Source organism: Enterobacter cloacae complex sp. SYL001, from assembly GCF_049237025.1.
In the GTDB taxonomy this organism is placed as follows: domain Bacteria; phylum Pseudomonadota; class Gammaproteobacteria; order Enterobacterales; family Enterobacteriaceae; genus Enterobacter; species Enterobacter intestinihominis.
The window spans coordinates 51,647-71,358 of record NZ_JBMKJI010000027.1 but is presented as its reverse complement, the minus strand read 5'-3'; the positions used below and the strand labels follow the sequence as shown (position 1 = coordinate 71,358).

At 46.9% G+C, this 19,712-nt stretch carries 25 protein-coding genes and 1 pseudogene; 18 read left to right on the top strand and 8 right to left on the bottom strand.

Going from position 1 to position 19,712, the window contains the following annotated elements; all coding sequences use genetic code 11:
- The first annotated feature begins 246 nt into the window (after nt 1-246).
- From ACOTZP_RS19955 to ACOTZP_RS19940, 4 genes are all read left to right on the top strand, one after another.
- On the top strand, nt 247-1,587 hold the full coding sequence (locus tag ACOTZP_RS19955; protein ID WP_000589001.1) for an ISNCY family transposase: 1,341 nt from the start codon (nt 247-249) through the stop codon (nt 1,585-1,587).
- Between the two features lie 421 nt (nt 1,588-2,008).
- Nucleotides 2,009-3,247: an IS110-like element ISEsa2 family transposase gene (locus ACOTZP_RS19950; protein ID WP_000219087.1), complete on the top strand. Its 1,239-nt coding sequence runs from the start codon at nt 2,009-2,011 to the stop codon at nt 3,245-3,247.
- A 475-nt stretch (nt 3,248-3,722) separates the two neighbouring features.
- A complete protein-coding gene (locus tag ACOTZP_RS19945) occupies nt 3,723-4,295 on the top strand; it encodes a cytochrome b/b6 domain-containing protein (protein WP_001515348.1) in 573 nt (190 codons plus the stop codon).
- 199 nt (nt 4,296-4,494) lie between these two features.
- Nucleotides 4,495-5,418, top strand: a complete 924-nt coding sequence (locus ACOTZP_RS19940; protein ID WP_000167917.1) for a cation diffusion facilitator family transporter — start codon at nt 4,495-4,497, stop codon at nt 5,416-5,418.
- Nucleotides 5,419-5,539: 121 nt separating this feature from the next.
- Here the strand turns inward: ACOTZP_RS19940 and ACOTZP_RS19935 are convergent.
- A pseudogene (locus ACOTZP_RS19935) lies at nt 5,540-5,656 on the bottom strand (hypothetical protein); the annotation flags it as partial.
- Between the two features lie 24 nt (nt 5,657-5,680).
- Here ACOTZP_RS19935 and relB point away from each other — a divergent pair.
- From relB to ACOTZP_RS19920, 3 genes are all read left to right on the top strand, one after another.
- The gene (gene relB, locus ACOTZP_RS19930; protein WP_000534858.1) at nt 5,681-5,920 is read left to right on the top strand and encodes a type II toxin-antitoxin system antitoxin RelB; all 240 of its coding nucleotides are present in this window, start codon (nt 5,681-5,683) and stop codon (nt 5,918-5,920) included.
- A complete protein-coding gene (gene relE / locus ACOTZP_RS19925; protein ID WP_000323025.1) occupies nt 5,920-6,207 on the top strand; it encodes a type II toxin-antitoxin system mRNA interferase RelE in 288 nt (95 codons plus the stop codon). Before relB ends, relE begins: the two co-directional genes overlap by 1 nt.
- Nucleotides 6,208-6,278: 71 nt before the next feature.
- The gene (locus ACOTZP_RS19920; RefSeq protein WP_001447866.1) at nt 6,279-6,437 is read left to right on the top strand and encodes a type I toxin-antitoxin system Hok family toxin; all 159 of its coding nucleotides are present in this window, start codon (nt 6,279-6,281) and stop codon (nt 6,435-6,437) included.
- A gap of 608 nt (nt 6,438-7,045) precedes the next feature.
- Here ACOTZP_RS19920 and ACOTZP_RS19915 read toward each other — a convergent pair.
- From ACOTZP_RS19915 to ACOTZP_RS19895, 5 genes are all read right to left on the bottom strand, one after another.
- Nucleotides 7,046-7,366, bottom strand: a complete 321-nt coding sequence (locus ACOTZP_RS19915; protein ID WP_000332796.1) for a hypothetical protein — start codon at nt 7,364-7,366, stop codon at nt 7,046-7,048.
- Nucleotides 7,367-7,647: 281 nt separating this feature from the next.
- Nucleotides 7,648-7,851, bottom strand: a complete 204-nt coding sequence (locus ACOTZP_RS19910; RefSeq protein WP_001015183.1) for a hypothetical protein — start codon at nt 7,849-7,851, stop codon at nt 7,648-7,650.
- Between the two features lie 46 nt (nt 7,852-7,897).
- Nucleotides 7,898-8,248 carry a hypothetical protein gene (locus ACOTZP_RS19905; protein ID WP_000743059.1) on the bottom strand — a complete coding sequence of 117 codons (351 nt, stop codon included), beginning with the start codon at nt 8,246-8,248 and terminating at the stop codon, nt 7,898-7,900.
- 59 nt (nt 8,249-8,307) lie between these two features.
- Entirely contained in the window at nt 8,308-8,910 is a 603-nt protein-coding gene (locus ACOTZP_RS19900; RefSeq protein WP_001371889.1) for a hypothetical protein, read from the bottom strand.
- Between the two features lie 95 nt (nt 8,911-9,005).
- Nucleotides 9,006-9,950 (bottom strand): DUF5417 domain-containing protein, encoded by a 945-nt coding sequence (locus ACOTZP_RS19895; protein WP_000778029.1) that lies wholly within the window; start codon nt 9,948-9,950, stop codon nt 9,006-9,008.
- A 510-nt stretch (nt 9,951-10,460) separates the two neighbouring features.
- Between ACOTZP_RS19895 and ACOTZP_RS19890 the strand changes: the two genes are divergently transcribed.
- The 11 genes from ACOTZP_RS19890 to ACOTZP_RS19840 all read left to right on the top strand — a co-directional run bounded on the left by ACOTZP_RS19890 (nt 10,461) and on the right by ACOTZP_RS19840 (nt 17,504).
- Nucleotides 10,461-10,637, top strand: a complete 177-nt coding sequence (locus ACOTZP_RS19890; protein WP_001371930.1) for a hypothetical protein — start codon at nt 10,461-10,463, stop codon at nt 10,635-10,637.
- Nucleotides 10,638-11,053: 416 nt separating this feature from the next.
- Nucleotides 11,054-12,238 (top strand): hypothetical protein, encoded by a 1,185-nt coding sequence (locus ACOTZP_RS19885; protein ID WP_001272971.1) that lies wholly within the window; start codon nt 11,054-11,056, stop codon nt 12,236-12,238.
- Between the two features lie 65 nt (nt 12,239-12,303).
- On the top strand, nt 12,304-12,585 hold the full coding sequence (locus tag ACOTZP_RS19880; RefSeq protein WP_000708863.1) for a hypothetical protein: 282 nt from the start codon (nt 12,304-12,306) through the stop codon (nt 12,583-12,585).
- Between the two features lie 314 nt (nt 12,586-12,899).
- Nucleotides 12,900-13,601 (top strand): hypothetical protein, encoded by a 702-nt coding sequence (locus tag ACOTZP_RS19875; protein WP_000237191.1) that lies wholly within the window; start codon nt 12,900-12,902, stop codon nt 13,599-13,601.
- A 134-nt stretch (nt 13,602-13,735) separates the two neighbouring features.
- A complete protein-coding gene (locus ACOTZP_RS19870; RefSeq protein ID WP_000856246.1) occupies nt 13,736-14,032 on the top strand; it encodes a hypothetical protein in 297 nt (98 codons plus the stop codon).
- A 44-nt stretch (nt 14,033-14,076) separates the two neighbouring features.
- On the top strand, nt 14,077-14,514 hold the full coding sequence (locus tag ACOTZP_RS19865; protein WP_000286108.1) for a hypothetical protein: 438 nt from the start codon (nt 14,077-14,079) through the stop codon (nt 14,512-14,514).
- 67 nt (nt 14,515-14,581) lie between these two features.
- Nucleotides 14,582-15,118: a hypothetical protein gene (locus ACOTZP_RS19860; protein ID WP_000800251.1), complete on the top strand. Its 537-nt coding sequence runs from the start codon at nt 14,582-14,584 to the stop codon at nt 15,116-15,118.
- A gap of 225 nt (nt 15,119-15,343) precedes the next feature.
- Complete coding sequence (locus ACOTZP_RS19855; RefSeq protein ID WP_000537761.1) at nt 15,344-15,712, top strand: hypothetical protein; 369 nt, start codon at nt 15,344-15,346, stop codon at nt 15,710-15,712.
- 432 nt (nt 15,713-16,144) lie between these two features.
- Complete coding sequence (locus ACOTZP_RS19850; RefSeq protein ID WP_000442693.1) at nt 16,145-16,444, top strand: hypothetical protein; 300 nt, start codon at nt 16,145-16,147, stop codon at nt 16,442-16,444.
- A 356-nt stretch (nt 16,445-16,800) separates the two neighbouring features.
- Complete coding sequence (locus ACOTZP_RS19845) at nt 16,801-17,085, top strand: hypothetical protein (RefSeq protein ID WP_001091367.1); 285 nt, start codon at nt 16,801-16,803, stop codon at nt 17,083-17,085.
- A gap of 65 nt (nt 17,086-17,150) precedes the next feature.
- A complete protein-coding gene (locus ACOTZP_RS19840) occupies nt 17,151-17,504 on the top strand; it encodes a hypothetical protein (protein ID WP_000210769.1) in 354 nt (117 codons plus the stop codon).
- A gap of 286 nt (nt 17,505-17,790) precedes the next feature.
- Here the strand turns inward: ACOTZP_RS19840 and ACOTZP_RS19835 are convergent, their stop codons facing one another.
- Both ACOTZP_RS19835 and ACOTZP_RS19830 read right to left on the bottom strand, forming a co-directional pair.
- Nucleotides 17,791-18,522, bottom strand: coding sequence for a nuclease-related domain-containing protein (locus ACOTZP_RS19835; RefSeq protein ID WP_000338612.1), 732 nt, complete (start codon nt 18,520-18,522; stop codon nt 17,791-17,793).
- Between the two features lies 1 nt (nt 18,523).
- The gene (locus ACOTZP_RS19830; RefSeq protein ID WP_000952985.1) at nt 18,524-19,705 is read right to left on the bottom strand and encodes a S49 family peptidase; all 1,182 of its coding nucleotides are present in this window, start codon (nt 19,703-19,705) and stop codon (nt 18,524-18,526) included.
- Nucleotides 19,706-19,712: the final 7 nt, after the last annotated feature.

Genomic DNA, 19,712 nt, shown 5'->3' with positions numbered 1-19,712 from the left:
AGAATTAGCCTGAAATTAAAAGGTCTGAGTCCAATTGAATATCGAACCCAGACCTATGTGCCTCGTGTTTAACTGTCCAACTTTTTGGGGTCAGTACAACCCGAGGCCCCTGTATGCTAGTCACATTCAGAGTAGCCTCTTGCCTGCTTAAATGCAAGGAGAAGAAGGCCATTGTTAACACCAAGCTGTAATGTCCCCTTTGAACCATTCTAAAATGTCCCCAGACAATTCTCTGGGGGATTTTTCATGATCAAAGAGACTGTTACGATGAGTCATAAGGAACTCGACCGACTTCACATTATTCAGGAGTCACTTAATCGCCATATTACTCAGGAACAAGCTGCGGCACGCATTGGCATTTCTATTCGGCAGGTTAAACGTCTGGTGCAACGGTATAGAAATGAAGGGCCTTCTGGTCTAGTTTCCCGCCGACGTGGAAAGCGTCCCAATAATTCCTTTTCTACCGAATTCAGAGCAACAGTAATTTCACTCCTCAAAGGCCGCTACGCTGATTTTGGACCTACGCTTGCGTGCGAAAAATTGCGCGAGATACACGGCTTGTGTTTATCCATTGAAACTCTCAGGAAGTGGATGGTAGAGGAGGGCATATGGCGCGAACGTCGTCGTAAGTTTGCCCGAATTTATCAGCGCCGGATGCGGCGCCCATCCTACGGTGAACTCATCCAGATTGATGGCTCGCCTCATGACTGGTTTGAAGGTCGGGGCCCCAAATGCACACTGATAGTCTTTATCGATGATGCTACCAGCGCTCTGATGGCGCTACGATTCGCTCCTGCAGAAACAACCCGGGCTTACATGGAAACCCTCCGGGGTTACCTTAATGATCATGGCGTACCACTGGCTCTCTATTCTGACAGACACAGTATATTCAGAGTAAATAACCCGGAGCGGGAAGGAGAGTTGACTCAGTTCACACGTGCGATAAAGACACTGGGCATCGAGCCAATCCATGCCAACAGCCCGCAGGCAAAAGGGCGGGTAGAGCGTGCCAATCAGACACTGCAGGACAGGCTGGTCAAAGAAATGCGGCTTCAGGGTATCAGTGATATTGAAACAGCAAACGCATGGTTGCCGACCTTTATTGAAGCCTATAACAACCGGTTTGCTACGCCGCCTCGTATTGCTGATAACGCCCATCTTGATGTACACCATTCTGAAGAGGAACTGGGTTATATCTTCAGCCTCCAGGCGAAGCGCGTTCTCTCCAAAAATCTCACTTTCCAGTACAAAAGCAGTGCGTTTCAGATTCGCAGTGAAGGCCGGGGATATCGACTTCGGCATTCGGTTGTCACGGTATGCGAAAGCTTTAACGGTGAAATTAAGGTTCTGTATGATGGGAAAGCGTTGGGATGGGAAAAATATGTTGATGGCCCGGAGCCTATACCACTGGATGATGAAAAAAGTGTCCATGAACGTGTGGATAATGCCCGTTTTGATTTACGCTCAAAATTCTACGTAAAACCTAAAGCTGACCATCCTTGGCTCACGCGCCGCACGCAAAGTAATCAGCAAGTGAAGCCCCCTAAATTACCCAGAAAGAAGGCTGATCCCGATAAAATGGACTGAAACCAGGCGTTATTCAGTTGAGTGCATATCCAGTCATAGGATAGATTCTTACGTAGCGTTTCTGGCGTGCATTTTCGGGTGGTTTGTTACTGTTTTTAACGGGGACACGTCAGAAACGCGCTCAGGCCGTCTGAGCGGTACGCGTAATGCGGCGTTATGGTAAATAGCCTATGCTAATGTCCGCTAAGAGCGAGATATAGTCATTCGTACCCTGAGAATTACACTTTGAAGTGATTCAGGGTATGCGCTTACTGGTTACGAATATTGAGCGAGAATCATGTGATGATCGCCGCTTTTCTTTCGAGCCAGTAGGTGCTCCACGTTCGCTAACGAATACTCAGGGCATGCAGATAAACTGCTGGCTATATTTCTTTCGAAGAGCGTGGAATGCATACCAATCCCCGATAAAAAGGAGTTGGTGATGACTGTGACTAATCAATTTGCTGCGCACGTTGGTCTGGACTGGGCTGATAAAAAACACGATGTCTGTGTTCAGTTTAAAAACGGTGAACGCGTATTCGATGTGATTGAACATACAGCAGAAGCGCTTGATGCCTGGCTTACTGAGTTACACCAGAAAGTAAAAGGTAGAATCGCAATAGCTCTCGAACTGAAGAAGGGCCCCGTGGTATATGCTCTTCAAAAATACCCCTTTATCACCGTTTTCCCCGTCCACGCATTGTCCCTGGCTCGTTATCGGCAAGCCTTCTCGCCCAGCGGCGCTAAAGATGATCCGCAGGATGCCGAGCTGGCATTAGAGTTAATGCTGCGTTACCCCCAGAAGATAAAAGCTATTGAACCCGACAATGCGGATATTCGCTTACTTCAGCAACTGGTTGAGCAACGTCGTCAGTTGGTTGAAGATAAACGACGCTTTGTGAACCGGATAATCAACACGCTTAAACAGTATTATCCTCAGCCACTGGAGTGGTTCTCACATCGGGGTAGCTTACTGTTGTGTGAGCTGATTATCCGGTGGCCCAGTCTGCAACAACTGAAACGAGCCAGACGCGACACGATCCGCAACTTTCTGAATGCCAAAGGTGGTCGCGCTATGGCCCTTACCGAGCAACGTGTTGCGAGTATTGATAATGCGATCCCATTGACTACAGACCCGAGTGTTATAGAGGCTAATGCTTTGATGGCAGCAGCACTGGCGACACAAATTAAAGTCGTGAGTGAAATCATCAAAACCTATGACGAACGAATCGAAACGCTGTTTGACACATTGCCAGATGCGGGGCTGTTCAAATCACTTCCGGGCATGGGACCGTGCATGGGCCCACGGATGCTTGCTGCACTTGGTGATAATCGTGACCGGTTTAACAGCGCTGAAGAAATTCAAAACTACGCAGGTATAGCACCGGTGACCGAACGAAGCGGCCAAAAATCATGGGTTCACTGGCGATGGCAATGTGCCAAGTTCGTCAGGCAGACCTTTGTTGAATGGGCTGCCAAGACGGTTAATTCATCATACTGGGCCAAACTGTATTATCAGGGCCTTAGAGAAAAGGGCAAATCTCATCAGTCTGCGATCCGGGCACTGGCGTTCAAATGGATAAGGATCATTTACCGCTGCTGGAAGGCCAGAACCTGTTATGACGAAGCGAAATATTTGCTGGCTCTCGAAGCGAGACACTCGCCCTTACTGAAGCCATAAAAAGCTTGTCGAATGTCTCAGGGCGTGAAGCGGACATTGCAGACTGCCCAGTAGAAAAAGTGCTATCAGAATTATCTAAAGGAAGATCGTATTTACCATGTCTCATTCTAACTGTTTAATAAATTACAAAAATTAAAATTTCCATTTAATATCATCGCGTTAAGCAAGAGAATTAAACCTCTCATTTAATTTATGATTCTTATTTAATTCATGAGTTGGTGTAAAAATAGGTTGCCGCACTATAGAAAGACACATATTTAAACCCAGCAGGAAATCATATTTGAAAGTAATGTGTTTAAGGGGCTGCGTAACAAGAACAGCAAGTAAACACATAGTAATAACAGTTACCATTCCCATTTCGCAAGTGGCCATATCAGAGGTGAACTAATGCCTGCTGCAATTTTAAGAATTAAGGTTATCCTAATAATTCTTTTGTATGATTAAGATCATCGATAAATTTACTAAGGACTCATTAATGAAATTGCGACTCTGGAATCTATTACCCCATGATTACGCTCCTTTTTTTCGTATTCTTCACATCATTGTGGCATTTCTAATATTATCACAAATTATTAACTCTAATCTGACAGAGACCGAAGCAATTGGTGAACATAGTCTTGAAGGAGTTATAACCTGGATGCACATTATTTCAGGGTTAGGACTGATTATTTGTGGTTTTATTATGTTAAGTTGGATGCTTACTCAAAGAGGTTTTACTTATTATTTTTCATGGGTAGGGCTTGACTTTAGTGGTATTAAGCAAGATATAAAAACGTTGACTAGTTTCCGACTGCCCGATGCACATTCGGGAGGTATTGCCAGTACAATCCAAGGATTTGGAGTTCTAGCATTGCTAATTGTAGCACTTTCAGGTGGCCTATGGTTCTTGTTGAATACCATGCAGTCAAATCTGGCTGAAACAGTAATCCACTGGCATAAGTTCTTTACTACTTTCATTGAGGTCTATTTTTATGCACATGGTGCAATGGGAGTTTTGCATATTTTAATTGAAAAATATAAAAGCCGCTCAGTTAACCTAAGTGACTAATCTGTTGTGAGATAATATTACTTCAAGTTGAAGAAAACCCTAAAAATAAAATTTAGTTTACTAGAAGATGAAACAGCACTTGCAGAGACTTTTTAATTAAATTTAATAAAAACGAAAAAATATTCATGGCGAAATGATTGTTTAATTATCTATCATGGATAGAAATGTGAGTTAGTCGTCCTATTTTAGGAAGTTAATAATGACTAAAACAAAAGGGTTACCTCGTCCGCTGACGCACTACGCTTGGCTTTCCATTGCCACGGCTATTGCCACTATCGGACTCAAAGGTGTGGCGTGGAAAATGACCGGTTCGGTCGGTCTGCTATCTGATGCCATCGAATCCGTAGTTAACCTCGCAGGAGCCCTAATGGCGCTCTGGATGCTGACCTTGGCTGCGCTTCCGGCCGATGAGAACCATGCATATGGGCACGGCAAAGCCGAATATTTCTCGAGTGCTTTCGAAGGATTTCTGATCCTATTGGCGGCAGCCAGTATCGCCTATACCGCAGTTGAGCGGATGTTAACTCCACAGCCGCTTGAGGAGATTGGTCTCGGATTACTGGTTTCAACAGTCGCATCAATCCTTAATTTTGTGACGGCTCGCATTTTGTTAAGGGCTGGCAGGCAGCACAACTCTATCACTCTTGAGGCAGATGCTCATCACCTGCTGACCGATGTCTGGACGTCGGTCGGTGTCATTTTTGGTGTCGGACTGGTTTATCTGACCGGCTGGTTTTGGGTCGATCCGATCGTTGCATTGCTGGTCGCAGCCAACATCGTTTGGACTGGTTATCAGCTTATGAGTCGTTCAGCTGCAGGTCTGATGGACGTATCGCTACCCACGGAAGAACTCAAAAAAATCGAGTCACTGCTGGCAGGATATCGTGAACAGGGGCTTGATTTCCATGCACTACGTACACGCCAGGCTGGCGGGCGGGCGTTTATGACAATGCACATCCTAGTTCCTGGGCGATGGACTGTTCAATATGGGCACGACTGGGCCGAGCGTATAGAGAATGATATCCGCACCGCACTGCCTTTTATCCATATCACCACTCATGTGGAACCGTTGGAAGATCCCGCGTCAATGAACGACCAAACGCTCGACATTTCTGATCACTAAACTAACCACATGTCGCTGGTCGGGCAGGGTAACAAACCTCGCTCTACAAAAATTTCAGGTATTCTCTATAATTCTGAGGGTACTTGATGTGACCTGCGCCCAATTGTTGGGCACGCAATATTTTTAAAAAGTCCGCTTCTGGCACAAAGCGGACAGTGATCACCGTTCTTACGACTACTTTCTGACTTACTTCGTGACTTGCCCTAAGCATGTTGTAGTGCGATACTTGTAATGACATTTGTAATTACAAGGGGTGTAAGACATGGGTAGCATTAACCTACGTATTGACGATGAACTTAAAGCGCGTTCTTACGCCGCGCTTGAAAAAATGGGCGTAACTCCTTCTGAAGCGCTTCGTCTCATGCTCGAGTATATCGCTGACAATGAACGCTTGCCGTTCAAACAGACACTCCTGAGTGATGAAGATGCTGAACTTGTGGAGATAGTGAAAGAACGACTTCGTAATCCTAAGCCAGTACGTGTGACGCTGGATGAACTCTGATGGCGTATTTTCTGGATTTTGACGAGCGGGCACTAAAGGAATGGCGAAAGCTGGGCTCGACGGTACGTGAACAGTTGAAAAAGAAGCTGGTTGAAGTACTTGAGTCACCCCGGATTGAAGCAAACAAGCTCCGTGGTATGCCTGATTGTTACAAGATTAAGCTCCGGTCTTCAGGCTATCGCCTTGTATACCAGGTTATAGACGAGAAAGTTGTCGTTTTCGTGATTTCTGTTGGGAAAAGAGAACGCTCGGAAGTATATAGCGAGGCGGTCAAACGCATTCTCTGAACCAAAGCATGACATCTCTGTTTCGCACCGATGGTGACACTTCTGCTTTGCGTTGACAGGAGAAGAAGGCCATGAAAATGCCGAACCAACCCATTGTTTTGTGCATATTAATAGTTTGTTTAACGCTGTTGATATTCACCTGGCTCACACGAAACTCGCTTTGCGAGTTGCGGATGAAAGACGGAACAAGGGAGGTATCTGCTATCCTGGCCTACGAATCCGGTAAGTAGCTGACAAAGAGGGGGGCAACCCCCTCTTTTCGGGGTGTGGATTAGTATGCCATCGGCACCTTTTGAAAGGGTTTCTCCAGTCGGGGAAACCCTTTTTTCCTCCCGTCTTGTGGCATATAGCCTTTTGTATAAATCAAGAACCAGACCCAAAGAGTCCCACTTCACGCAAACCGTTCAAAAGCCTTAGCGTAATCCAGTCGGGAAAAATTTCACCGGTGCTCGTCCGGGCACGTACCGGAAACAATGGACTTCTCACTGGTCGGTAGCTCATAGAACGTAGCCATTGCGGTCAGTCCTTATTCTGTACCCAGTAGAGTTTTATGGCCGTCTGGCAAATCGTTCAAACATTGTCATTTCTGTTCTCGCTGCATCCGGTCAAATGATACGGTGAATTCAGCTCATGGGCATTCGCATCGCAGTCTACGAAGGCACCAGAAGTTTGAGGATGTTACGCAAAGAACAGTTATCAGGTTTGCTGGTGGGCGTAATGCCTACCTCTACTTTACTTCATAGGGATTCTTCTGCGGGGAAGCAAGAATTGACTCAACGTTGTCCGGTCGTACCAGATTTGTCGCGGAAAGCGCCTTTTTGTGAGGGGGGCCGCAGCGCTAAACCTTTTCCTGGAACGACATGAAGGACAGCAGAGCGTCCGCCCTGGAGGACAGCTCAATACAGTCTCCACGCTGCGGTTCTATCTCTTCGTCAATGGTTTCATTGTACCAAATACGCAGCCGCCATCCCTTCGCAGGGAAAGCGCTCTGCATCGCCAGGACCATCCCCTCCGGCGACAGCAGTTCTCGACAGAGGTAGCAGGCCCCGATCCGGGTTGAATCCCGCAGCCACATTACGGGATACTCTTTAACCAGTTGGTCATACACGCATTCTGCCATATGAAAGTAATTTTCGTCAGCCCTGCAAAAATCACACATTCGATTTCCTTAAATGGTGTTCATCGAGATAATTCAGAAAGTTGATTCGCCAAACTACGGGGCATTTCTTTAATGGCGGAGCTTTACATCACTATTTCTGTCATTTTCAAATCCGCCGGATACAGCAATAATTGCACCGAACAGCGGTTTGAACTGCAATGCATCCGTAGGGTATGCGACAATAATAAGGCTCTTCCCGTACTCTTAAAAATGGAAGAGTTTAAAACCCATACTGCTGGGATGAGCGAAGCACGGTACATTATGCCAGCGTATAAGGGCCGTCATAACTTGTTTTTTTCTAGAACACGGCGAAGTTTTCTTACCTGGGAAGCTGTGGAAAGCGTACCGGTTCGGGGATGGCATGCGCTTGCCTTTTCACCTGGTTTGAGTACATAGGCTAATGCCAGCTCGTTCAGAGCCGCCTCAGCTTTCAACAGGGCCTCAATGGCCGTGTTCAGGTATACAGTTCGGCTCTCATGGTTCATCAGGATTTTCCTCACAAGGGTAAAAATGACAGGCGATACCTGCCGTTTACCCTTTGTCTCCGTTAAGAATGGCATCACGGCAGGCTTCCCAGATTACCTGGGCATTAGCATCACACTCCACGAACCCGCCGCACTGATCGTATATCACCTGGTATACCTCAGGGGGAATCTTCCCAGGCGCAACCGGAGTTGAGCGTTTGCCTTTATGAATCTCATCTGCGGTATCACAGACAGCGTCGAGATGCCGCGACATCCACTCAGATAATTTCAGACCCTCTCGATTTGCCTGTTTTACATAGCGAACCTTTCTGGAAACCGTAGATCGCATCTGAATCTGTGTCACAGCTGGCACATCTTCTTTCATGGCATTCTGTAATGCAGCTTTGGGCTTTTTCATGTTCATGGTTGCTTTAAATTATTCTGGAGTTCGTCTGATATAAATGCTGACGTGATCTGTCAGCGTCGCTTAAATAGTTTATCGCCTTCCGCCAGTTCGCCGTTGAGCTGTTCAATCACGCTCCAGATGAGCCGATCATCCGGCGTTGAGCCTGCACACTCTTTCACGACCGCCACGGGTCTAAATTCTTCAGGGTCTGCCTGCCCGGAGGTGAAGAGCCTGCTCTCAATCCAGTGGGCCCCCTCTGTGCAGCAGTGGCAACTGGTTTCAGGTGGTTCATCCAGACCGTCCACTCCACAGGCTGAGCAGGTGAACAGTTTGCGAGACCCACCAGCCAGTGGCGTATCGCAAGCTGCTGGAAGTGCGCCAGCATTGCGCCAGTACAGCACATGATTTGAATCGTAGCAGTGTCCATGAAGCAGAAGCGAAACGCCGCAACTGCGAGTTTCAATGGCTTTGCCTGTGCCAAGGTATTGCCCGATCTCGTCCCATACGTCCACTAAGGTGTCAGGCAGCGGACGCGTAACAGGGAACTTAGCGCAGTCGTCCGGGGTGCCTTTAATGCAGCAGAGGGCCGAATACGCAAGCTCCTGCATTTCGTAGGAGTACTGACCACATACCACGCGTTCCAGTTTGTCGATTAGTTGTTCTTTATTCATCATACTCAGCCTTATTAAACAAATTCATTACGCCACTGGCACCATCTGGCCGGAGCAGACTGCGGCCCGGTAGTAGAGCCGCAGGGGGTGTCGCTGGACTAACAGGTGCTCAGTGAGTCCCGCACTTCCTCATGACTGGTCATTTTCAGAAGAAGCTTTCCAGGGCAGCGTGGTTCCGCCTGTGAACGGGTGACGTCTTCGTTGATTGCCTGGATATGAGCAGATTCAACGGTCCGACGCTGTACGACATGGTTGCTCAGGTTGAATTCGCACTGGAGCCTTCTGGCATCAGAATCCGCGTTCATTGCAATACGTTCATCAAAGCGGCGGTTCATTCGCAGAGCCTCTTCGTGAGCTGCATCAACAAGGGTGCGTCTGGTGACATAGTCGTTACCAGCAAAAAACGATAGCTGAGCGTGTTCCGAAGAGTAGTCGGAGCTTCCCTTACAACGGGCAATCGCGGCTTCAGAGTGCAGGATTAATGAACTCAACCGTGAACAGACGTCATTGATGGTGCCGGTTTTCAGACAGTCGTGGATAAGTGTCCAGGCGGAAATGCTCAGCGGGCGGCTGGTGATCACATAGGGATTGTAATGATCAACCGTTACGATAGTACGCAGTGAATGAAGCGATTCGGACTGCGTACGTAAGTCACGGCGAACAGTACATGCCACCGAGGCAACATCTTTACATTCTTTGTCGGACATCGAGTCCAGTACGCGGATCTCCACCTCTGCCGCCTTTGAGGCGATATGCGCACTAATCTCACCCTTAAGACGTTTGTAGTCAGCCTTGAAGCTTCCCACGCTGTCAATATCGATCCAGTAACCACAGCTGTAACCAGCATTACCAAACTCGTCATCTTTCTCATAGTTCGGACAGCCGTCATTGCTCCAGCCAGCTTTTTCCAGCAGCTCGTCAATAGCGACCAGCTCAGCCATTGGTGCATGTTCGATAATGAAATAATGGACACGGCCCCAGGCATATGCGCGTGAACGGCCATCAACAGAAGTATCAGAAGTCGTCTGACGGGAAAGTTTCATGAGGTACTCCAGTTCTGCCCGGTACCGCCGGGGCGGTGGTGCGAAAGCCGCACCATGAATGACACTATGATCCTCCTAACTTCTATTGTCAATACAATTGAAGTGGCGTTGTATTTATTCATTATTTGGACCCGGCTCGTACGGAACGACCGTCGGGACTTGCCAATTATTCTGCGGTGAGCAGGGGGAAGGGAACATCCCACCGCTTGTTTCAAGATGTACAGCCAAGGAGGGCGCAGAATGCCTGACAGAATCATCGTGCAGCGGTAGCGAAAGACCTGACAAACGGGAAAAGTATCCTTTTATTCCAAAGCCAACCTCAGCTTTTAATGTCGCCAGTACGTTTCTTAAACATGCCAAATCGGTCTCTTATACGGCCGGATGGGCCCGATGAAAACGATAAAATGAGAAACAGAACCCGACACATCGCTGCTCTCTGGGAAAGCCGGTCAGCAGATGGAGCGCCAGGAACTAAATCCGCTGGTTTTAATAATGATTGAGGAGAACAAGATGAAAGATAACAAGACACGTCCTGTAGACTCGTATGCTCATGCTGATTTCATGGAGTCCGTCTTCAGCAACCTCAGGGCTTTCTGTGATGCGGAATGCCAGCGGCTAACTGCCGGTTATCCCCCAACTGTCAAACCAGAACAGCAAAGCACTGACGGCCAGCTGTCGGCGGCATAAATCATTACCTGCCAGTTCGTTCAAATTTCCGCTTCCTTAAGCCCGGGCCAAAAGCCCGGCTCAATCCAAAAACTGAACGTACCGGTTTACCTCTATATCTCCTCAATCCCCTGCGACTTACAAGAGACCCGCACCGGTTTAGCCATTCCTGTCCTGCCACTCTCTCATCACTGGCCCAGACAACCGGAAAAGTAACTTTTCTCTCCGACTCACCTTCTGAACCAGCTATTTTGCTTAAACGTAAAAACGGCCCACTGTTGTGAAGATTTAAAACGGACGGATCGAGTAGTATTGTCTCAGGAATTTTTTTTAAGAAAAGTTACTTTTTCTTCTGTGCAACCTATTAGAAAAAATGTCGAACCTGGTATTGTTGTGTTGTAGCGCAGTTAAACAACCAACCAAAAGAGAGAACAAAAATGTCCGCAATCGAAACTGAAGTAAAAAACAACAGCAACGAAATCAGCCTTCGTGGTTACCTGGAACGCACTGGTAACGGTGCCCGTAAAGGTAACGGCCTTATCATTGACCCTTCGGTTGTTGTAGAGCAGGAAGGCTTTAACACCCGCACGGCCGGTATGGGCGAGCTCTACTATTCAATGCCTCACGTTGTGGAACACCTGAACAGCCTGGCCGATGCCTACATGGAAGACCCGTTCAGCGTGACGCCTATCGTTGTTCAGATGGTTAATGGCGTACCTGTACTGCGTCAGGGGGCTTGCCGTATCCGTTCCATCGCTATTGCAAACCGCCAGCTGGAAGCAGAAGGGCGTGAACGCATTACTCGTATTCGCTGCGAAGAGTTTCGCGGTAGCGCTTCAAAAGCAGAACTCTTCACCCTGACCGGCAACTCCAACCTGGCGCTGTCTGTCGTAGCTGAAGCGCTTTCAATTAAGCGTCTTGTTGAAGATAAAGAAGAGCCTAAGACCTTTGCGGAACTGGCAAAAAAACGTGGTAAATCAGAGCAGCATCTTCGCCAGATGGTTCGCGTACTGGACCTGCCTTCTGAACTACAGACCATGCTTGTGAGCGATCAGGTGAGCATGTACGTTGCGCTGGACGAGTATATGTACAGCGGTGAGGATGCGGTAGATAACATCAACAAGGCGATCTCCATCTATGGTAAAGCGACGAAAAACACGCTGAAATTCGTCAAAGCTGCCAAGGTAGAAGAGCGCATGGCAGATCCGCAGACTCCGGAAAACTCCGGTGATGAGCAACCGGCAGGTAATGCTACCGTTAACACCCCGGTACCGGATCAACTGAATGATGAAAGCAATACAGAGACGCTGGTTACGCCACCGGTACAGGAACCAGCTCCGGCTCCAAAGGACAGCGCTCCTAAACAGAACCCGGCAGGTAAAGCACCATCCATGTCCAGCGTTCTGAACAAAAAGACCGTGACCGTCATTGCCGACACCGCGATCCCGATTTTTGAACGTATTGCTGAAGAAGCCAAGCTTAAAGAAGGTGAATCTGTCAGCACTGATACTTACACGCTTGTTCTGACCAATGATGAAATGAACGATATCATCAATGCTCATGCTGACCTGAAAGAGTACCTGCGTAAGCATGCTGAGAAGATGAATAAGGGACAGGCATGATTTTCTGACCGACCCCTCCATCCGGACGGGTCGGTAACTTTTTCAGGACAAGGGGAAACAGGGCAATGAAGAAGGCTTTTATCAACGTAGACAAGACTAACCCACTGCCAGTCCTGACGGATTCGGTGACCCGGGTAAGTATTCAGTGCACGGCAAAAGATGAAAACGGGGCAGGGATCGAAGTGAACATCCTCGACCTGATTCAGGATCATGATACGGATGAAGTGAAAGTGCAGTTTGGGAGCTCGCCTGTTCAGGCTCTGGCGATGCTCCGCCGGGTTATGACAGCACTGGAAAAGCAGGCAAATGCAGAACTGCAACAGAATTCCTGCTCGCGTATGCAGTAAACGGTAAAAGCAGAATGTTCCCTACTGGATAAACCCGGTGGACCTCACGGAGAGCAAGTCACCGAATGGTTCACTGTTAAGTGATATACATCCGGATTTATAAGGTTTTGCAGCATCCGAATAGGCAATAAATAGAATTATTTTGATTTATCTCAGCAAGGAAATGGAAAGCTACCAGATTTTAGGATAGCGAAATGCCTGTATCGCTACTCTGCTGAATTAGAAATGATTTTAAACGCAATGCATAATGATAGAATAGCAATGCCTTTAATTATTTGTCACGTCTGAATTATATGTAGACTTACGGAGAGGATATGGTAATTACTTATTCATTATCGGAAACGTTTAATATGTTTTTACGCGAGATTATTGCATCTGGACTTGCAGTTTTTTGCGCATGGTGCGTTTTGTGTCTTTTCTCTGATCAGGAACGAGGTAAAGAGGTTCCTGTTTCTATGAAAAAAATAACTTCAAAGTCAGCTTTCTCCTACTTTATCAGTTCTCAAATTGCCGCTTTTATTATCTCCTTGTTGGGTTCAATCTTAAGCACGAAATGGGACAACATCGTCTGGAATGATGAAATAAGACAGTTTTATCTGCATGTAGGATTTGGGCTGGTAGCTTGTGTATTCTGTCTGCTTGTAATCTTGCATGAGAAATTTATCAAAAGAAATTTAAATGTTTATTCTGGTTATTGTGGTTCACTGGCAGTTAGTCTCACAGGAATCTTTGTACTTTGTGCGTTATATCTGACATTTTCATTACCATTTCATTATGAAGAACGTCTACTTAATGATGCATCCTTGGTGGCTTCGGATGGCGTTGAAAATTCAGTCGTTTTTGCAGACGGTCGTTACTGGGTTTTTGAACTGGGCTTACCATATTTCAAACAGTCATTGCTCAAAGAGGTAAGAAGGGGCAGGTACCAGCTAATCTGCACTACAGAAAAAAAACCAACATGCTGGTCTGGCAAAAAACTTCCCGAAAAACCAACCTCTTTGAAAGCTAGTTCATAAAGATTTAAACTGCTCGCTTAAATCCACACTGGTCCAATTTTGAAAATTTATTGTGTTTTTAAAAGAAATTACAGTGTGGGTTATTAGCCAGTAGGTCGGAGTTTTATATAATACCCAAAAACACAGGAGGTATTATGAAAACCAATCTGGCCTATGCATCTAATTGCTCCGATTCTGTCTACTCCTATATTTATCAGGCACTGCAACAACGCTCTGGTGCCGAGAATGAAAGCCTTTATCAGCAGGCCATTTCCAGCTGCTGCACAGATAAACAAAAAAAGAAACTGGCCGGGTATTATGCCGGTCCATGGCAGCTGCTATTCAACGCGTGGTGTAACAATCGCGTCCCTAACACAGCGGTGCTGGCCCTTTTACTCCAGCAGTGCTTATCTCATTTCCAGTGCGAAGAAGTGATCGCAGCCTGGCAGTAACCCTATCAAGCCCCTTCGTATAGCGGAGGGGCAGGAGATATCTCATGTACAGAAACGACAGAAACGTGGATTCCTTCAACCTGGTTAATGCTCTTCAGCCGGTCTTTCGTAACACCGGCTGTGGGATGTTTGAATATGATCGTAAAAAGCAGAATGAAACCGCTGATTCAATCTTACGAGCGTTGGCGTTAAATGCCGATTTCGCGAGGGCCTTAAAACAGTACGTCCGGATTAATTCTGTACGACGGGTTGTTCAGTTCGATGACGGCTCGGTTCGCTATGGTATTCATGCCGAATTTGAAGGGCATAATAAAATTAATTCCTTCCGTATTTTTAAAGATGAAGATACAGACGCATTTGACTCCTATTTTTATTCGGTTTGCGATAATAAAGCTGAGCTGGTGGATTTTAAAATGGACTCTCTCGATATTCAATTGCAGGCAGTTTTTGAAAAGGTGACAGGTATTTTTCTGTCACATTAAATATTCAAATTTTCAATCCTCGGGCTGATAGACAAAAAACGCACTTTAGAATATAGATGAGATGAATATGAAAAACGTAAATATTTTGGATACCGATATTGCGGCCATTAATGCTCTTTCTGGCGTAGAACTGACTGACTTTCTCACTGCCGGGTATCAGGTAAACTGGTTAGGAGAAAGGGAGGTTTCGCTGGTGGGCTTTCCGTGTTTAGCAAGCAACAAGCAGCCGGTAGAAGTTGGTCCCGGCATTTTCATTAATCGCGTGTACAGCAGAGACAGCCAGTCTCTGAGCGGGAAATTGCGCTATGACCTGTCTAATGGTCTGGCAACGAGTGCATTTTCATTTTTCTCCCAGTCAGGCTGGTATGGGGGATTCCGTGTCGTATCTTTCCGTGACAACGGGCCAGCTGCGTTAATCAACATTGGTATTGTCCATGAGAATGTTTTGAATGCATTTTGTGCTGACTTCCCCCGGGCCAATGTGAGCGTAACCCGTTTTCATTGTGGCATGACGCTTGAGCAGATCCGAATGTTCATTTCAGACACTGCTTACGATATGCCGCTTTATAACAACGAGTCTGACTTTCGCAGGCTCGCCAGTTAGCATGGAGGCTGACTTCAGTGCTTACGCCTAAAAGCCGGTGAGCGAGGTGGCGGAACCGGTTGGCTTCGCCCAGTCTTACTTACTTCTCTCAAGGTACTGCGCTGCAAGCGTACGTAAAAAAAGTAAGTAGCTAAATGGCGTGAGCGATTAGTTCTATACGGGAAGAAGTCATAGTATTCTGAAATGATAGTTATCTCATACGAACGATAGTAATGGAGTTTCTTAATGGGCGTTGATATCTGCTGGCGATTTCAAAGGGAAGAAAAGCCTGGTAAATGGATTAATTTATCAAGCAATTATAAAGGGGACCGATCATATCTCCACTTTGCCTGGCTCGGATTTGATGTAGATCGTGAAAGGGCGAGCACATCAGCAGTTTTTATCCACGCATTACGCGGATTACCTGATGATATACCGTCCGAAGATGATGATTTATTCGGTGAACATTCATACTCATGGCTGACTTCGGAAGAAATTTTGTCAGCCATACCACCCGATAACGCCGGAGAGGTGATCCAGGAATTTGTCGAAGAAGTAAAGCGTCTCCACGTGGAGAACGGCAGCGTCCGTTTCGTCTTTGGATTTGAAGGGTAACCCGTAAGAAAGTAGCTATCTTACCCGGCTAGGTCTCCAATCTCTCAGATGCTCAAAGAGGGCCGGGCATGGTGCCCACACATCCCCTACCATTCCGATTTGATATTCGTCTAATACACCCTTTAAAGAAAACAAGCAGACGGCAATGAGACGTCGGATTAGCGTCAGCAAATATGAGACGTCAGTAGTCGATGTTTGTCCTGCGGAACGTGAATCTGTTTACAAGGGGTAAAGCCGTACCATCCATGAGGGCTCAGAGAGCCGGGGTCTCCTCCAGATCACTGGAAGTTATTGACTCTGGCAGGCCTATCCCTATGACTTTTTCCCGGATGGCAAATTAAGAGCGAACAGGGCCAAATTAGTACTCTTTTCTAAACGGAAATACTGAATCACCCTGATATAACTGGTCTCTCACAAGACAGGAGATCATCAATGGAACGTGTAATATTTTCAGTAATCTTTTTTATGATGCTGGGCGTACCTTTTTACCTTCTTTATAAAATTGCCCGGGACATTTTTGGTACCGCCGGTGCTGGTGAGCCTGCACAATTGCCTCAGGGCAAGCAAAGACGCTCAGGAGGCGCTGGTTCGGGTTCGATCTGGCAAGGACACCATCTACAGGGGAGCAGCCATTTGAACCCCCTCGGAGGTGATTGTAATGGTGAAAATAGCATAGCTGGTGGTTGTGATGGTGGCGGTGGAGGAGGTGACGGAGGTGGTGGTGGTGACTGATAGCCTGCAACTTTAACTATCAGGATGAAACCCATGTCCAGCAACCGGAAAAAGAATTCATTTCAACCGAAAAGCCCTGCCTTAAAGTGAAGCGTATTAAACGTGAAGGATGCTGAATTAGAGGGTATCGGTTTTATACTGAAGCGTAACTGGAAGAAGGATCTGAAATTAACTATTACGGAAAAGTAACTTTCTGACTCACCACGTACGCCCCTCGGTTATGCCATACAGTTTGATACGAAAACAGATCAGTAAGTAGATTGCTATACGCCGGAGAGAAGTCTATTTTTCATGCACCGAACCTGTTTGGCCTGCAATGGAAGCAGGTATAATAATCACATACAAAGGAGGGCATTATGAATACATTTTTATACGTGCTTTTGGCCTGGATTGTTGTGCTTTTTATCGCCAACAAACTGCTCGCAAGACGTAAGCCCAATACGGTTAAAATCCTGGTACAGCGCAACGGGAAAGCCGCAGAGGTTGATGCTGTAGTGGTTCAGGGTTCAAAGAGAGCTAACAACAGTTCTGTTGCGGACAGCGACGCGGTAGATAGTTATTTTGAAATGAATCCTTACTCCCGCGAAAACCAGGCGAATGGTTGGGCTATGCTGGCCAGAGACGATGACCAGCTTAAATAATCAGTTGAGTGTGATGTGTAAAGCAGCTTAAAACTCTAAATGGACGAACAGGGGAGGTGACAAAGATGACAACCAATACAACAACGACCACCTACCGCTCAGAAGAAATCGTGCCGTTCAGACGGCCCAAAGGGGATCTGGATAGTCGGTATATGCCTCAGGTGTATGCAATGGTGCGGAACTGGGCAAGTAACCCTGCTCAATATGGTGAGGGTGTACTGGCCTCCTACCGCCAACCGGCAGTAAACCTTGCCTACCAGGTAAAAGGAACTCGTGTTGTTTTAATTCTGGTACCAGTAGAGTGCGAGCCACCTGGAGTGATAATGACGGAAACAGTCCTGTGGCCGTCACTATCACTTGTAGAAGTCTTGCAGACCTTGCAGGAGGCCTGGCAAAATATTCCGGCGTTAAACCCCTGACGACTTCTGTCAATATCACCGGCTAGTGATTTACCTCTCTGCTGGTGGTCAGCCCGCCTAAGTTCAAATTATCTCTTTCTAAATTAGCCCGGATAAAAATCGGTCCCTCTAAAATAGCCTGCCCTGAGTAGGCTACGTCATACAAAGCGTTGGCCAGTCACCAGCTGGCTGGTGGCCATAATGCTCCACAGGATAAACCGTATCAGAACTACGCAAAGAAAAAGCCCCAACAATTTACCGATGGGGCCTTTTGCAGACATTTTACAGCCTTACCAATGATAGAGCGCTAAGGCTTCTGCTTAGTGAACAGACTTGCCCACAGATAATGGATAAAGTTGAGCAGAATGTATGTTACTCGTTGCTCGAATTTCATCGGGGCTTTGTACTTTGTCGTTATGTTATGAATATGAGTAAGGTCCGTATAGAGCCCTGGCGACTTCCTTGTTGACTTCAACACCGAACAGATGTGCTGAACAGACTCCGGTGTGAACAACCGTAGCCCTCGTCGTTGTTTGACTTTATGGATAAAATCGTCCATCCCCATACATAACCATTCCGGCTTGATGCCATCAAACTTACAACGTCCGTTTATGATGACGACATTGATACATTCCAGTTCTCTAGCCTTAAGAGCAGACTGAATAGCCCTGATGTGCCCCTGGTTTTGCTTAAACGGGTTCTGCAACTTGAGGGTTCGGGACTGAGTCCATTTCCGCCAGTGGCTTTCCTCCAGAGTACCGTAGAGCTTGCCTACGTAGTTTTTCTGCTCTATGACGTATATACCATGTGGGGCTACGAGAATGTGATCAACCTGCGTAGTGCTATGAGCCGACAACTGAAAGGTGAGATCACTAAGTAGCCCCTGAGCTTCTTCAGGAAGCCCAGATTCAATTGCCTTTGCAGTCCGCCGTTCCGCTATGGCAGAGGTCATAAATCCCAACAGACACAGCAACACGACGAAAATAAGGATAATGAAAGCTACCCCCGTAATGCTCCACAGCAGATTGAAAGCATCCATGTTACCTCACAGAGGGGTAGCTGGTGGCATTAACAGATTCTACTAAGCGGGTAGTGGTACCGGTAAGGCTCTCAATATTTGAAGACAGGCTCATCAGCATGCCGAGTGCAGAACGGAGATTACGATGAGGCTCATTGTAGTTTTTGAACGTGTCAGTGGAGTACATTTTTGAAAGACGTGTACGGATCTCTACTGACGTAAGATCTCCATCCACCAGGCCGTACTTAACTGCCTGAGGTGTTGGCCATACACGGCCTGAATAGAGAGAAACAGCATCGGCATCATGACGCGAGAGAAGCTTTTTACCCCGTCCAAGTTCAACATCAGTTATAAATTTTTCATGCATCGTGTTCAGGATCTCCTTCTGCATGAACTCCCTCGTTGAATCGGACAATGGGTGGAAGGGGTCAAGAGCATCTTTGAACTCACCGGCCGTAAGGGGCTCATTCTTGACGCCTACTGTGCTCATGATCTCTGACAGATTCCAGTGGTCCATACGCACACCGATAGAACCGATCAGGGCATTACTGTCGGCATAAATTGCATCAGCGGGCGATACCGCGTAATAGCATGCGGATGCGCATATGCCTTTCACACTAACGATGATTGGTTTATATGAGTCTGCGATATCAGAGAAAAAACGACCGGTACCGCTGGAGAGTACTTCGAGGGAGTTTTGCTTCGACCGTGCTTCATCGCCACGTTCTGTGCTCCCGGTTTTGTTACTCTTGTCAGCGGCTACAGATGAAAGAGAGCCACCGGCATCTGATACGCGTTCAATCTGTGGCTGGTGGTTTTTAAGCGCGTTTATCTGGCGGTAAATAATGATGGCGTCAGAGGGACCACCACCACCTGACTCTGCCTCGATAATAACTGCTTTGGCATGGGGATTATTGTAAGCTTTGGCAAGAGCTGTTGCGATCACTGTTCCATCGCCCGTTTCCGAGCCGGTACCCATCTCGCCAGAAATCCGTATTACAGCTATATGGTCTTTCTTCCCTTCAGCGTCCTGCCATTGTTCGTAAAGATTGTAGAAAGAAAACCCTACAGCGGTCATGGCAATTAGCGACATAGCAACTTTTGCCGTGGTATGAATGCGAAACATCTTATAAAAACGGTCAGCGTTATCATTGAGCGATTCTTTGATATTTGTAGGGGACTTCCTTTTTTTACTGCTTAACATCTGACCA

What these genes read in the sequence shown, in the direction of transcription:
- ACOTZP_RS19830 (WP_000952985.1), bottom strand. Translation starts at nt 19,705, where the DNA reads ATGTTAAGCAGTAAAAAAAGGAAGTCCCCTACAAATATCAAAGAATCG.
- ACOTZP_RS19910 (WP_001015183.1), bottom strand. Translation starts at nt 7,851, where the DNA reads ATGAACCATGAGAGCCGAACTGTATACCTGAACACGGCCATTGAGGCC.
- relB (WP_000534858.1), top strand. Translation starts at nt 5,681, where the DNA reads ATGGGTAGCATTAACCTACGTATTGACGATGAACTTAAAGCGCGTTCT.
- ACOTZP_RS19920 (WP_001447866.1), top strand. Translation starts at nt 6,279, where the DNA reads ATGAAAATGCCGAACCAACCCATTGTTTTGTGCATATTAATAGTTTGT.
- ACOTZP_RS19900 (WP_001371889.1), bottom strand. Translation starts at nt 8,910, where the DNA reads ATGATGAATAAAGAACAACTAATCGACAAACTGGAACGCGTGGTATGT.
- ACOTZP_RS19915 (WP_000332796.1), bottom strand. Translation starts at nt 7,366, where the DNA reads ATGTGTGATTTTTGCAGGGCTGACGAAAATTACTTTCATATGGCAGAA.
- ACOTZP_RS19875 (WP_000237191.1), top strand. Translation starts at nt 12,900, where the DNA reads ATGGTAATTACTTATTCATTATCGGAAACGTTTAATATGTTTTTACGC.
- ACOTZP_RS19880 (WP_000708863.1), top strand. Translation starts at nt 12,304, where the DNA reads ATGAAGAAGGCTTTTATCAACGTAGACAAGACTAACCCACTGCCAGTC.
- ACOTZP_RS19835 (WP_000338612.1), bottom strand. Translation starts at nt 18,522, where the DNA reads ATGGATGCTTTCAATCTGCTGTGGAGCATTACGGGGGTAGCTTTCATT.
- ACOTZP_RS19955 (WP_000589001.1), top strand. Translation starts at nt 247, where the DNA reads ATGATCAAAGAGACTGTTACGATGAGTCATAAGGAACTCGACCGACTT.
- ACOTZP_RS19850 (WP_000442693.1), top strand. Translation starts at nt 16,145, where the DNA reads ATGGAACGTGTAATATTTTCAGTAATCTTTTTTATGATGCTGGGCGTA.
- ACOTZP_RS19860 (WP_000800251.1), top strand. Translation starts at nt 14,582, where the DNA reads ATGAAAAACGTAAATATTTTGGATACCGATATTGCGGCCATTAATGCT.
- ACOTZP_RS19870 (WP_000856246.1), top strand. Translation starts at nt 13,736, where the DNA reads ATGAAAACCAATCTGGCCTATGCATCTAATTGCTCCGATTCTGTCTAC.
- ACOTZP_RS19905 (WP_000743059.1), bottom strand. Translation starts at nt 8,248, where the DNA reads ATGAAAAAGCCCAAAGCTGCATTACAGAATGCCATGAAAGAAGATGTG.
- ACOTZP_RS19855 (WP_000537761.1), top strand. Translation starts at nt 15,344, where the DNA reads ATGGGCGTTGATATCTGCTGGCGATTTCAAAGGGAAGAAAAGCCTGGT.
- ACOTZP_RS19890 (WP_001371930.1), top strand. Translation starts at nt 10,461, where the DNA reads ATGAAAGATAACAAGACACGTCCTGTAGACTCGTATGCTCATGCTGAT.
- relE (WP_000323025.1), top strand. Translation starts at nt 5,920, where the DNA reads ATGGCGTATTTTCTGGATTTTGACGAGCGGGCACTAAAGGAATGGCGA.
- ACOTZP_RS19840 (WP_000210769.1), top strand. Translation starts at nt 17,151, where the DNA reads ATGACAACCAATACAACAACGACCACCTACCGCTCAGAAGAAATCGTG.
- ACOTZP_RS19950 (WP_000219087.1), top strand. Translation starts at nt 2,009, where the DNA reads ATGACTGTGACTAATCAATTTGCTGCGCACGTTGGTCTGGACTGGGCT.
- ACOTZP_RS19885 (WP_001272971.1), top strand. Translation starts at nt 11,054, where the DNA reads ATGTCCGCAATCGAAACTGAAGTAAAAAACAACAGCAACGAAATCAGC.
- ACOTZP_RS19945 (WP_001515348.1), top strand. Translation starts at nt 3,723, where the DNA reads ATGAAATTGCGACTCTGGAATCTATTACCCCATGATTACGCTCCTTTT.
- ACOTZP_RS19895 (WP_000778029.1), bottom strand. Translation starts at nt 9,950, where the DNA reads ATGAAACTTTCCCGTCAGACGACTTCTGATACTTCTGTTGATGGCCGT.
- ACOTZP_RS19940 (WP_000167917.1), top strand. Translation starts at nt 4,495, where the DNA reads ATGACTAAAACAAAAGGGTTACCTCGTCCGCTGACGCACTACGCTTGG.
- ACOTZP_RS19845 (WP_001091367.1), top strand. Translation starts at nt 16,801, where the DNA reads ATGAATACATTTTTATACGTGCTTTTGGCCTGGATTGTTGTGCTTTTT.
- ACOTZP_RS19865 (WP_000286108.1), top strand. Translation starts at nt 14,077, where the DNA reads ATGTACAGAAACGACAGAAACGTGGATTCCTTCAACCTGGTTAATGCT.